This window comes from Parabacteroides sp. An277, assembly GCF_002159645.1.
Taxonomy (GTDB): Bacteria; Bacteroidota; Bacteroidia; order Bacteroidales; family Tannerellaceae; genus Parabacteroides.
Genome location: NZ_NFJB01000025.1, coordinates 47943 through 60609 on the forward strand (window position 1 = coordinate 47943; position 12667 = coordinate 60609).

10 protein-coding genes and 2 tRNA genes are annotated in these 12667 nt (G+C 41.6%); 5 read left to right on the forward strand and 7 right to left on the reverse strand.

Features of this window, described 5'->3' with window-relative positions; all coding sequences use genetic code 11:
• The first annotated feature begins 43 nt into the window (after positions 1 to 43).
• Entirely contained in the window at positions 44 to 2857 is a 2814-nt protein-coding gene (locus B5F77_RS10810) for a TonB-dependent receptor (protein WP_087330680.1), read from the forward strand.
• Between the two features lie 101 nt (positions 2858 to 2958).
• Here B5F77_RS10810 and map read toward each other — a convergent pair whose 3' ends face one another.
• The 3 genes from map to B5F77_RS10825 all read right to left on the reverse strand — a co-directional run bounded on the left by map (position 2959) and on the right by B5F77_RS10825 (position 4052).
• Positions 2959 to 3819, reverse strand: a complete 861-nt coding sequence (gene map, locus B5F77_RS10815) for a type I methionyl aminopeptidase (RefSeq protein WP_087330654.1) — start codon at positions 3817 to 3819, stop codon at positions 2959 to 2961.
• A gap of 61 nt (positions 3820 to 3880) precedes the next feature.
• A tRNA-Gln gene (locus B5F77_RS10820) sits at positions 3881 to 3951 on the reverse strand.
• Positions 3952 to 3981: 30 nt separating this feature from the next.
• Positions 3982 to 4052 (reverse strand) — tRNA-Gln (locus tag B5F77_RS10825).
• 503 nt (positions 4053 to 4555) lie between these two features.
• On the opposite strand from B5F77_RS10825, the gene rsfS reads away from it, so the two are divergent.
• From rsfS to B5F77_RS10840, 3 genes are read left to right on the forward strand one after another with little or no spacing between them, the layout of a single operon-like run.
• The gene (gene rsfS / locus B5F77_RS10830; protein WP_087330656.1) at positions 4556 to 4915 is read left to right on the forward strand and encodes a ribosome silencing factor; all 360 of its coding nucleotides are present in this window, start codon (positions 4556 to 4558) and stop codon (positions 4913 to 4915) included.
• 33 nt (positions 4916 to 4948) lie between these two features.
• A complete protein-coding gene (gene ftsH, locus B5F77_RS10835; RefSeq protein ID WP_087330658.1) occupies positions 4949 to 6967 on the forward strand; it encodes an ATP-dependent zinc metalloprotease FtsH in 2019 nt (672 codons plus the stop codon).
• Complete coding sequence (locus B5F77_RS10840) at positions 6960 to 7796, forward strand: phosphatidate cytidylyltransferase (RefSeq protein WP_087330681.1); 837 nt, start codon at positions 6960 to 6962, stop codon at positions 7794 to 7796. Before ftsH ends, B5F77_RS10840 begins: the two co-directional genes overlap by 8 nt.
• A 118-nt stretch (positions 7797 to 7914) precedes the next feature.
• Here the strand turns inward: B5F77_RS10840 and B5F77_RS10845 are convergent, their stop codons facing one another.
• Complete coding sequence (locus B5F77_RS10845; protein ID WP_087330660.1) at positions 7915 to 8619, reverse strand: porin family protein; 705 nt, start codon at positions 8617 to 8619, stop codon at positions 7915 to 7917.
• A gap of 152 nt (positions 8620 to 8771) precedes the next feature.
• On the opposite strand from B5F77_RS10845, the gene B5F77_RS10850 reads away from it, so the two are divergent.
• Positions 8772 to 8942 (forward strand): 4Fe-4S binding protein, encoded by a 171-nt coding sequence (locus tag B5F77_RS10850; RefSeq protein WP_087330662.1) that lies wholly within the window; start codon positions 8772 to 8774, stop codon positions 8940 to 8942.
• 97 nt (positions 8943 to 9039) lie between these two features.
• On the opposite strand, the gene B5F77_RS10855 is transcribed toward B5F77_RS10850, so the two are convergent.
• The 3 genes from B5F77_RS10855 to B5F77_RS10865 form a co-directional block, all read right to left on the reverse strand.
• Complete coding sequence (locus B5F77_RS10855; protein WP_087330664.1) at positions 9040 to 9414, reverse strand: DUF3276 family protein; 375 nt, start codon at positions 9412 to 9414, stop codon at positions 9040 to 9042.
• Between the two features lie 127 nt (positions 9415 to 9541).
• Positions 9542 to 11833 (reverse strand): cation:proton antiporter, encoded by a 2292-nt coding sequence (locus B5F77_RS10860; RefSeq protein WP_087330666.1) that lies wholly within the window; start codon positions 11831 to 11833, stop codon positions 9542 to 9544.
• Positions 11834 to 12121: 288 nt separating this feature from the next.
• Positions 12122 to 12469 (reverse strand): hypothetical protein, encoded by a 348-nt coding sequence (locus tag B5F77_RS10865; RefSeq protein WP_087330668.1) that lies wholly within the window; start codon positions 12467 to 12469, stop codon positions 12122 to 12124.
• Positions 12470 to 12667 lie beyond the last annotated feature (198 nt).

A 12667-nucleotide genomic window follows, 5' to 3' on the forward strand; every position in this document is an offset into this window, starting at 1 on the left:
TACCTTTGTCGCTAAAATCAGCAATAAATTAAATGGAATGGATATGAAAAAACTTCTTCTATTTATAATAGGTATATTATGGATGCCCTCGGCCATAGGACAAATGCTACGCGGAACTGTTTTGGATAAGGAAACACATGAACCTTTAGTAGGCGTGAACATTTCGTATCAGAAAATAAATGGAGAAACTGCAGGGACTATATCGGATGCTGAGGGGAAGTATGAACTATTGCTTCCGAACGGTGGAGCAGATGTGCTGTTTAGTTACATCGGATACGAGAATGAAGTAATCCCCGTCATCTTGGCTGATAAAGAGACAAAGAATTTACCAGTCTATATGCGCACATCTTCTACATTATTAAATGATGTGGTAGTCAGTGCGGGACGATTCGAGCAGCGGCTTTCGGATGTGACTGTTTCGCTCGACCTATTAAAAGCTGAAGATATTTCTCGACAAGCCCCTACCGATTTGAGTGCTACGCTCAATACAATGCCAGGCGTAGATATCAATGATAAACAACCTTCCATCCGAGGAGGAAATGGATGGATGTATGGTATTGGCTCGCGCAGCGCAGTACTGGTGGATGGGATGAATGTATTAAGTTCGGGAAGTGGAGTGATAAATTGGAATGTAATACCTATGGAAAATATACAGCAAGTAGAAGTGATGAAGGGAGCCTCTTCTGTTTTATACGGCTCTTCTGCTCTGAACGGGGTAATCAATATACGGACCAAACGGCCGAGCCTTACCCCTCAGACAACGGCAAGAGCTTACGTAGGCATTTATGGAAATCCTACGCAAGATAGCTACCAATGGAGCAGTAAATCCTTTTGGAAAGAAGGGAAATATGAAGTAGAGCCCTTCTTACGCAAAACGGTTTTCGCCGGTATAAGAAATCCTATTTATGAAGGAGCAGACTTTTCCTATGCCCGTCGGATTGGAAATTTCGATGTATCAGCAGGGATGAATCTATTTACAGATGAAGGTTATCGGGAACAAGGCTATAACAAACGCTTTCGAGCGGGAGGAAATCTAACATACCATCAGCCGATGAAGGAAGGAAAGATATTGAACTATGGTTTCAATGCGAATTACCTAAGCGACCAATATGCAGACTTCTTCATCTGGCGCTCACCGGAGGAAGTTTACCGTCCTTCAGCCTTTGCTAATATGGGACGGGAAGGAAATACATTTTATATAGATCCTTTCCTCAACTATACGAATCCGAATAATGAAACTTCACACAAACTCAAGGCTCGATTCTATTATCGCGGCGATAATATTATCCAAGGCAATTCACGGCAACAATCCATTTTGGATATATTAGGCAATATGGGAACCGATGCTGAAAAAATTTCGGGATTCATACAAAACATACAGGATGGAGACTTTAGTGCGCTCACGCCTATATTGACCCCTATACTCAATGGAGATTTGAGCGGAACCGTAGACAATGCGGTAAGTTTCCTGAATACTATTTTTCCCACCGCTACGACGGCCGACTATTGCGACCTATTAGCCTGGGTCATGCAAAATGGATTACCCTCGGGCATGGATGATATTATTCCGTGGCTTTCCAATACTGTCAATCCCAAAGAAGAACCTACGTCGATTGACAAGAATTATACCTATTACATAGACTATCAATTTAACAAGAAATGGGAAAACGGCACGCAGATTACGGCTGGTGCGACATACGAACACATGAAGAGTACATCCAAAACTACAGGAGCGCATGAGAGTGACAATGCAGCTCTGTACTTTCAATATGACCAGCGTTTTTTCGACCGTTTGAGCGTGTCGGCAGGTATGCGGGCAGAATATTATCGTGTAGACGATTATCTACGGGAAGCCAACACGAAAATTTTTAATAAATACATCCCCATACGACCGATATTTCGCGCCGGCTTAAACTACCAACTGGCCGATTATAGTTTCCTACGTGCCAGCATAGGGCAAGGCTATCGCTATCCATCGTTGACCGAAAAATATGCACGTAAAGACATCGGCGGCGTAGGAGTATATCCCAATCAAGACCTAAAAGCAGAGAAGGGAATGAACGCAGAGCTCGGCTTCAAACAAGGTTATCAGCTGGGGAATATAAAAGGATTTTTTGACATAGCCGGATTTTATACACAATATTCCGATATGATTGAATTTCGTTTCGGCTTCTTCAACAATAGTACTTTTGCGCCAGTAAATAGCGTGAATGATGTGATTGGGATGTTAATACGCGGAGAAATGCCGGGCATAGGTGCGCAATTCTATAATGTATCCAAAGCACGTATTTATGGAGCAGAAATTAGTACTACGGGCGTTTGTCAACTATCGCCGCATGCATCCATTAGTTATAATTTAGGCTATATTTACCTGGAGCCTGAAGACGTAGACTACAAAAAGAAGAACGAACAGGAAGCCACCTATACCGATCCGCTTCAAATGAAAGAAAAATCCAATACATCCCGTTACTTGAAGTATCGGCAGAAACATACTTTCAAAACGGTATTGGATTTTAACTGGAAACGCCTCAATCTGGGCACAAACATCATTTGGAAAAGCAAAACATTGGCAGTAGACTATATCATGGTAGATGAACGTACCAAGACAGAACCAGAGATTATGGATTATGTCCGTGACGTCCTATTTGGAAATATCCATGGAGAGACATTGCATTCGTATTGGCAAAAACATAATACAGACTATTGCGTAGTCGACTTGCGAGCAGGCATAAAAATCACGAACAAAGTCGCCCTCCAATTCATGATTAATAATTTGTTTAATAAAGAATACAGCACACGCCCCATGGCCGTAGCGGCTCCGCGCACTTACGTCATGCAATTGAATTTGACATTTTAAAATTCCACCCATAAACCATCACTAAAGCAAAAAGCATTTGGAATCGCAATGAATCCAAATGCTTTTATGCTAATTATATAGCGTATGGAAAAGAGAATCGATTAATAAGTCAAAATCTCAAGGCCGTTGTCCGTCATGACGAACGTATGTTCCCATTGGGCGGAAGGCAATCCATCATCCGTCAACACCGTCCAACCATCATCGGCATCGATATAAACTTGATAACGTCCCATATTTATCATTGGTTCAATTGTAAACACCATGCCCGGTACAAGCACCATGCCTGTTCCTTTCCGTCCAAAATGGCACACTTCAGGTTCTTCATGAAATTCCAATCCCACGCCATGCCCACACAAATCGCGTACGACCGAATATCCATTCTTTTCAGCATGTTTCTGAATAGCATAACCTATATCGCCCACATATCCAAATGGTTTGGCCGCCTCCATACCGATTTGGAGGCATTCTTTCGTTACCTCCACCAACCGACGCTTTTCAGGCGATACATTTCCTATCATAAACATGCGCGAAGCATCCGAATAATAGCCATCCAAAATGGTTGAAACATCCACATTGATAATATCGCCCTCGCGCAAGATTTCCTTTTCGCTCGGAATACCATGGCAAACCACCTCATTTATCGACGTACAAACACTTTTCGGAAAACCTTCGTAGTTTAACGGAGCCGGTATCGCCCCATGGTCTTTCGTATACTCATACACCAACTTATCGATAGCTGCCGTCGACATACCTTCTTTGATTTCTTGCGCAACCAAATCCAGCACGCCTGTATTCACCACGCCGCTCCGTCGGATACCCTCTATCTGTTCAGGCGTCTTTATCAATTCGCGGGTCGGGACTAAATGCCCATGTTCCTGCAAATAGAGCATCCTTTTGTCCAACTCCGTTAGGGGTTGCCCCTTCTGAATGCGCCAATTATGTATTTTTCTCCTTGACAACATATTACTTTTCCTTTCTTCTTTCAAAGAAAAAGAGCTACCTCACGTCGAGATAACTCTTCCGTTGTTCTACCAGGATTCGAACCTGGACAAACAGGACCAGAATCTGTTGTGCTACCATTACACCATAGAACAAAACATAAAAAATATTCGCTTATGAAGATGTTGTTCTACCAGGATTCGAACCTGGACAAACAGGACCAGAATCTGTTGTGCTACCATTACACCATAGAACAAAGTCATGCATCGTAAGAACAACTCTTCGTTTGCGGTTGCAAAGGTAGGTATTTTTGTAGAATCGGCAAACTTTTTCTCCCTTTTTTCATTAGAAAATTTTTCATTCCTAATCTTTCCAGATCAAATCCTTTCCGCTTTCATACCTTTCGAAAAGCTATTTTATAGGCATAACTCTTTCTAAAGATAACGATCCTTTCTTTACGTATCGACGATATTTGTACAAATATCGTCGGTATTTGTATATCTTTAATCTAAAGATACAAAAATATCGTCGATACGTAAAGAATAAACCATTGGTTCAGGAAGTTTTCTCCGTCATTTCCCCTTTTTTCGAAAGGCAGGTAAGCAAAAAATCTAAAAAGGTATAAACCTTTTGGCAGATAAGGCTGTTTTTGTCAAAGAAAACAAATCAGCAGAAAATAATCTGCCGAACAACATCTTTAAATAAATAAATACAAGTATATTTGCAACTTTGGAATTTAGAATATTAGTAAAAACAAGAATGGATCAAACACAAACGTTAGTCAAGGCCGTGGTAAAAGGTCTGCAAGAAAAGAAAGGAAAGAATATCGTAATCGTTAATTTGAGCCAAATAGAAGGAGCCATCTGCCGGTATATGATTGTAGGAGAAGGAAATTCTCCATCGCAAGTAGCCGCATTGTGCGATTCGGTTTGGGATTTTGCTCGAAAAGAAGCAGGAGAGAAGACATTGTCTATCGACGGAGAACAACGTGCGGAATGGATTGGAATGGACTACGGAGACGTAACTGTCCACATCTTCCTGCCCGAAAAGCGACATTTTTATAACTTGGAAACGCTTTGGGAAGATGCCAAAATCACGGAAGTGCCCAATTTGGACTAATCCCTTTTGAACGACTAATCACGTATATAATATATGGAAAGCAATACAAATATTCCTCAAAATGCCCCACGGAACAACAAACCAAAGATGTTCCAATTCAATTTTTATTGGATTTATGGGTTGATTATTATGATGCTGGTCGCATTGTATTTAGCCAATGATACGACCACCACGAAAGAAATCGGCTGGACAGAGTTCCAAAAATTGGCTAAAGAGAATGTATTCGACGAAATGCTGGTATATAACCGCAAGAACGTAGTCGAAGCTACGGTGAAAAGTAACGAAATATATCGTGTTTTCCCGGATGGCAGCACGCAAGGGAACTTGAATCCCAAGGTATATATCAAGATACCTTCGGCCGATAAGTTCTCGGATTTCTACGATAAAGCCGTAACCGATAATGGAATCGATACGCAAGTACGTTTTGAAGAGGGCGACGATACGCTTTGGAGCTTCCTCTTGTCGTTCGGGCCGTTTATCCTTCTGATATTGGTATGGATGTATTTAATGCGGAGAATGTCGGGCGGCATGGGGGCAGGTCCGGGTAATGTCTTTACCGTCGGGAAGGCGAAGGCACAACTCTTTGATAAAGATAATACAACCAAAGTAACGTTTAAAGACGTCGCCGGTTTGGCCAGTGCGAAACAGGAAGTAGAAGAAATCGTTTCTTTCTTGAAAGATCCGGCCAAATATACGGAATTGGGTGGAAAAATACCTAAAGGAGCTTTGCTGGTTGGGCCTCCGGGAACAGGGAAAACCCTATTGGCAAAGGCTGTAGCAGGAGAAGCGGATGTCCCATTCTTCTCGCTCTCAGGTTCTGACTTTGTGGAAATGTTTGTCGGAGTAGGAGCTTCTCGCGTACGCGACTTATTCCGCCAGGCCAAAGAAAAGGCGCCTTGTATCGTGTTCATCGACGAAATCGATGCCGTCGGGCGAGCACGTGGACGAAATGCCAACATGAATAGTAACGACGAACGGGAAAATACCCTGAACCAACTCCTGACAGAGATGGATGGATTCGGATCGAATAGTGGTGTAATTATCTTGGCCGCTACGAACCGGGCGGATATTCTGGACAAAGCCCTCTTACGCGCTGGACGTTTTGACCGGCAGATTTATGTCGATTTGCCCGACCTCAATGAGCGGAAAGATATTTTTGGCGTGCATTTACGCCCGATAAAGATAGACGATACCGTAGACCCGGAATATTTAGCGCGGCAAACTCCGGGATTCTCGGGTGCTGATATCGCAAATGTATGTAATGAAGCTGCACTCATCGCTGCCCGAAACAGCAAGAAGTTTGTCGGGAAAGAGGATTTCATGAATGCTATCGACCGTATCGTAGGTGGATTAGAGAAACATAGCAAAGTAATGACAGAAGCCGAACGTAAAAGCATCGCCATCCACGAAGCTGGACATGCGACACTTAGCTGGAAGTTGGAATTTGCCAATCCATTGGTAAAAGTAACCATCGTCCCACGTGGTAAAGCTTTGGGTGCCGCTTGGTATTTGCCCGAAGAAAGACAAATCACGACGCGCGAACAATTGCTCGACGAGATGTGTACCCTCTTGGGTGGACGCGCTGCTGAAGATTTATTCCTGGGAGAAATCTCGACCGGAGCGGCCAACGACCTCGAACGCGTCACCAAACAAGCATATGCCATGGTAGTCTATTTCGGTATGAGTGGCACATTACCCAACTTGAATTATTACGATTCGAGTGGACAAGACTGGGGATTCACGAAGCCTTATAGCGAAGAGACGGCACGGCTCATTGACCAAGAGGTTCAAAAGATTATTGCCGAGCAATATGCCCGTGCGAAAGCTATCTTATCAGAAAATGCAGCCGGACACAATCAATTAGCGAATGTCCTCCTTGAACGGGAAGTAATCTTTAGTGAAGATGTAGAACACATTTTCGGGAAACGCCCTTGGGCATCGCGCTCGGAAGAAATCTTGGGTAAGCAAGAGACGGCCAAAGAACCCGTGACTCATACAGACGATACGCCAGCCAAAAAAGAAGAGGAAACGCAAGATGGCCCATCTGAATAATTTCATCACACGGACACTGACGGGGATTATCTTCGTCGGTGTCCTTGTTGGAGGTATTCTGTGGAATGCCTTCTCTTTTGCTATTCTGTTTGCTTTGGTCACAGGACTTACCCTTTGGGAGTTCTATGGATTGATGAAGCATTACGAGGAAGCCCGTCTTCAGCGCCTCATTTCTACATTAGGAGGCGTTTACCTGTTCGTCGCCTGTTTCTTAAAAGCGAGCGGTTGGACCGACGAAACAATTTTTCTTCCTTACATATTATATATAATGTATACGTTCATCCGCGAATTGTATGCCAAAGCACCCAACCCTATCCACAATTGGGCTTTTACCCTGTTGGCACAGGTCTATTGCGCCGGTTCTTTTTCGCTGATGAATTTCATCGCGTTGCGCCCTAATGCCATAGGAGCAACACACGAACCGATTTATACCCCGCTCTTCTTGCTCGCTCTCTTCGCCTTCGTTTGGCTAAATGATACGGGAGCTTTTTTGGTCGGTTCGATGCTGGGACGCCATAAATTATTCGAACGCATTTCGCCTAAGAAATCGTGGGAAGGCTTTTGGGGCGGATTCGTGATTGTTTTGGCGGCTTCGCAAGTGTTCGCCTATTTCGATTCGGAGCTCGACCGCATCCATTGGTTGGGATTAGCCGCTGTTATTGTCTTGTTTGCCACATGGGGAGACCTGACAGAATCGCTCCTAAAGCGCACACTGGGCATTAAGGATTCCGGAAATATCCTGCCAGGGCACGGTGGCATGCTCGACCGTTTCGACAGCGTCCTCATGGCTGTGCCTGCCGCTTACATCTGCTTGGAATTGTTCAAATAAGAATTAAACATAATAAGTAACCAATTTCCCCTTTTGCATTGCCAATGCAAGGATGCCTTCAAGAGAAAAACGGCTTGCATTGCTAATGCAAAGACACCCTCCAAGAATAGCGTCCTATCTATTCAAAATTGAACGTTAGCGTCACCATGCGCGATTTGGCGCTCGAAAGAGCCTCCGTATACTTAATCGTCTCCTGCCCCTCTAAATCCGGACGGTTTTTCTCCAGCAAATCAATCAATCCGAAACTAAACTTTAACTCCGGGCAAAGACGAAAAAAAGGCAAATAAATATTACACCCGATACCGACCTCTACACCCGCATCGAACCCTTTCAAAAGCAAAGGATTCCCATCTCTTCGCCTTCCTAAATCGAGCGCACCATAGACGCCCGCAGTCAGGTAAGGCCGACAATTATTCAACCGCAAAGAGGAATATTTGATACTCAATGGAAATTGCAAGTAACTGGAACGGACTGAAGTACGAAACTCCTCTCCATCCTCTTGTCGACGAAATACAAATTTCTTATCGCCAAAATTAATCGTAGGAATAAAACGCAAATTAAAATAAGGATTCAAATACATATCGCCAATCACACCCACGCTGAAACCCGGCGAATAAGATGGAATCTCGGCATACCACGTCTCGCCGTTTGTCGCAACGCCCGTATGAGACAAAATCAAATCTTGCGAATGAAGTCCCACGTGGAACCCCAAATGAAACAACTTGTTATCTACATACGGCTGATTCTTTACCTTCTCTCTTTGTCCGAAGATATTCACACAAACACAACCGATTAAACATATTATGATATATAACCGTCTCAACTTTTCTACTTTTTTGTATATAACGTCCCATTTTCTTTTTTATTGCCAAAGCAGAAATATTTGAAAAATATATCCCGAAGATATTTTTTTAATTCAAAGAAAGCTGTACATTTGCACCACAATAGTGTTGAACAATTTTAAACGTTAAAAAAATGGCTTACGTAATTAGTGATGATTGTATTGCTTGTGGAACATGTATTGACGAATGTCCGGTAGGAGCAATTTCAGAAGGTGACAAATATAGCATCAACCCAGACATGTGCACAGAGTGTGGTACTTGTGCAGACGCATGTCCGACAGAAGCTATCCATCCGGGTGCTTAATTCCACCAGCAAAGAAGTAAACCCCGAGAATAGGATTTACTAAAAAATAGCAGGACATTCGAACGAATGCCCTGTTATTTTTTATTGGATCTCCTTTTTAAGATTCTGCATCGAAATCTATATCCAGCTTGATATTCCCATCGTCTGGGAAAAGCGTCTTTTCGACTTCCTTCTCAGGTGCACTTTCGCCCTGAAAAGAATAAACATAATTCATCACATCGGCCAAACCATCCACAAATTTCTCAAAATCTTCCTTATAAAGAAAAATCTTATGCTTCTCAAAAGAAAGAGGATCACCTCCATCTTTTGCTTGAATTCTTTTGCTTTCCGTTATGGCCAAAAACAAATCATTCCTCAAATTTTTCTTTACATCCAAATAATAAATCCGTTTACCGGCTTTTATGGCTCTAGAGTATAAAATCTCTTTATCGCCACCAGCTTCGGTGTTGTTCTTTTTCTTCGATTCTTCCATGGCTAACTTTTACCTTCCCATTTTTGCTTTTAGACTGTAAACATACAATATTTTTCTAAATCTTTCCACATTTCTAAAAAGAAAATTTCATAAATGCATCACTTTTCTTATCCGAACAACTCAATCATCATTTACTCAATATCAATGTGGATGGCATTTTCTGCAAGGCCGTTTTATATATCTCTGACGCCCAATTCCATGTTTGATAACTAACCAACATGAAATTATAAACAGACAACAAATTCTGCGTTAATCGTTTTTCTGACGAAAGCTGAGCTTTATGTTGCAATTCTACATACGTTGTTATCTTTTGCATCACTTGTTCTTTAGCTTCATAAGTAATATCTGTCAAATCAATGATTGTTAGTTCAGAATTCGTAGTCCGCTGCAATGTCTCGGCATATTTCAATAGAAAGAAATCATTTTCCTCATGAATAAGTATCAATGTATGAGTTGCCTTTACAAAAGACCGATTAATAAATACACCTACCGGACAAAGACTCTGTTCGATAAACATTTTCGTCTTATCCTTCAGCAATTCGCCTGGGTAAAACCATGATTCTGGCGCGCGAAAATGACGTAAAAACTTATCATAGAAAAAAGCTCGATACCTATTAACAGCTTGGTCATTGGGCAAATCACTTAACGAAATACCAGCACCCACCAATAAAAAGTCAAAACCTTCTTCATTGGCAATTTTACATATATCTTGTCCTGCGTTATTCGATACTTCATAACGAGTCCGCAAAGGTATATTCAATTTTTGGGCACCATACAAAATAGGGCCAAAACTAACTTCTTCAAAATTATCTGTATGAAGTGGATTGACATCCGAACCCACCGTTAAATGCAATGCAGTAATTTCTAATTTGTTTTTTGCATGAGCAAACATTTGATGGGCAACATCCAACATGACTTGCCCATTGCTCGCTCGTCCGAAGGAAAGCAATACCTTAAACACTCCTGGTTGAGTTTGTTCCACCACTTTATGCGCCATGAACTTTTCATGCGTTCGGAAACAGAAATTTATGAATGAAAGCAAAGGTGTGGTCATAAAAGTAGTCACCAGAGTCATTAAGACCAACATGACAAAAATAGGAGGAGTTAGAATCTTCATATCGTACCCAATTGTCAATACAACCAATTCCATTAAACCACGCGTATTCATCAAGGCACCGATATACAAACTATCCTTCCATGTTTCACCTACAAAACGAGCAGCTACCAGCGTACCTCCAAATTTGCCAATGATAGCTACCACGATGAAAATACCACACATCGTCCATAATTCCGGCGTATTCAATAATCCTAATTCCGTGCGCAAACCTGTCGAGGCAAAAAATAGAGGTAAAAATAAAGCTAACGAAACGTCTTCCACTTTCTCTGTCATAATCTTACGAAACTTTACATTATCAGGCATCACTACACCCGCAATAAATGCTCCAAATAAAGCATGAAGCCCCAAAATTTCTGTTAAAAATGAAGAAGTAATCAACACTAAAAACATGAAAGCGACCAATGCTTTATCTACAACCTCCTTATTGTGATAAATATGCCCTATCATCTGCAAAAAAGGACGGACAATACCCATCATCAATACGATATAAAACACAGAAAAAGTAATATTATATACGGCACTCAACATCGTTCCTGCTTGAGCAATAGCGATCACAACTGCCAACAAGCACCAGGCCGTGATATCACCATTAGCTGCGCTTGCCAACGACAACGTGCCTAAATGCGTTTTCGTCAATCCTTTTTCCTGTATAATACGAGCCAAAACAGGAAATGCTGTTATACTTAAAGAAATACTAACAAACAGAGCAAAAGAAAGAAAAGGCGTTGTCTCATAAGCATACTGACCATATAAAAAATAAGCAGCCAGCATTCCTAAAAAGAAAGGGAAAATCGTACTTGTATGACTAATCAAAATCGTCTCCTTCAATTTCTGTCGCACTTCGGTAATATTCAATTCCATTCCTATGGCAAACATAAACAAAATCAGACCAAATTGACTCAATATATTGATATTCTTCAAAGAATCAATCGGGAAAAGATAAGATGAAACATCAGGCAAAAAATTACCTAAAATTGAAGGGCCTAAGACAATACCAGCCACAATTTCACCAATTACCGTAGGCTGCCCAATCTTTGCAAATAACCATCCAAACAAACGGCAAGCCAACAATATAACTATAATTTGCAATAACAAAATGCCAATAGGTGATTCAATATGAAGAAATAATAGATTCTTGAATACCTCAAAACCTTCAGCCAAATTATCAGGCGCATCCATAGACAAGGTAATCGCATCCTTTATCTCCAAAGCTTCCCCTCCCTTGGTTATCAAATACATAAAAATACCAAAAACCAAAAGCATAGCGACATAATATACCAAACTCTTACTACCCTTGCCCATAAATATTCAAATCGGATTTGTTCGCTAACAAAAATAGCAAAAAAACTTGATAATCCCTATCTCTTTGCTCTTTTTTCTTCCATCAATATAAAAAACTTGTCTTCTTTCACATCTCAAGCAGAAGAGTTCCGCCATCTTGCCCGAGACAACCTTTCCTATCTCGGGCAGATCCCTCCAGTAATCTGCAGCAGATCACCTCCGCTATATCGGGCAGATAACAAACCCTATCTGCGGCAGATCCCGATGCTGTCTTTCGACCTTATATTCGACAAGCAAAATAATCAACGTTTATAATGGACGAATAAGTATCATTTTAAACGAGAAATACCAAGAAGTTGCTATCAAACCGGCTCCTATCAATAGGTAACTCCAATAACTTCTATCACGAAAATCCATCGCCAATAAATCAGAAAACCAAGCCAAAAATAGCATAAAACAACCAACGGAAAATAACGTTCCTAACACTCTCGCCAACCATAAAATCCGACAATAACATTGCTTTAACAGCAATAAAATCAAACCAACAAGCAATAGATGCCAACCAGTCATATGAAAAGGGAATAACATTCCCGCAAACAAAAGCATAAACCAAATCTCGGGTAATCTCACCGCGAACTTTCTTACGACAACTATCATACTATTCCTATTTACTTAATATATTTTAGGAACGTAAAGATTCTCCACTTATTGCATATTTGACTTTCTCTCCCCCCAAAACAGGAAAGCCGGTCCAGCAAATCTGCTGAACCGGCTCACTTCCCAAAACGGCGGCTACCTACTCTCCCACTGTTACGCAGTACCATCGGCGTGACGGGGCTTAACTTCTCTGTTCGG

Coding starts and splice junctions, on each gene's coding strand:
- B5F77_RS10810 (WP_087330680.1), top strand. CDS start 44: ATGAAAAAACTTCTTCTATTTATAATAGGTATATTATGGATGCCCTCG.
- map (WP_087330654.1), bottom strand. CDS start 3,819: ATGTTGTCAAGGAGAAAAATACATAATTGGCGCATTCAGAAGGGGCAA.
- rsfS (WP_087330656.1), top strand. CDS start 4,556: ATGGATCAAACACAAACGTTAGTCAAGGCCGTGGTAAAAGGTCTGCAA.
- ftsH (WP_087330658.1), top strand. CDS start 4,949: ATGGAAAGCAATACAAATATTCCTCAAAATGCCCCACGGAACAACAAA.
- B5F77_RS10850 (WP_087330662.1), top strand. CDS start 8,772: ATGGCTTACGTAATTAGTGATGATTGTATTGCTTGTGGAACATGTATT.
- B5F77_RS10855 (WP_087330664.1), bottom strand. CDS start 9,414: ATGGAAGAATCGAAGAAAAAGAACAACACCGAAGCTGGTGGCGATAAA.
- B5F77_RS10860 (WP_087330666.1), bottom strand. CDS start 11,833: ATGGGCAAGGGTAGTAAGAGTTTGGTATATTATGTCGCTATGCTTTTG.
- B5F77_RS10865 (WP_087330668.1), bottom strand. CDS start 12,469: ATGATAGTTGTCGTAAGAAAGTTCGCGGTGAGATTACCCGAGATTTGG.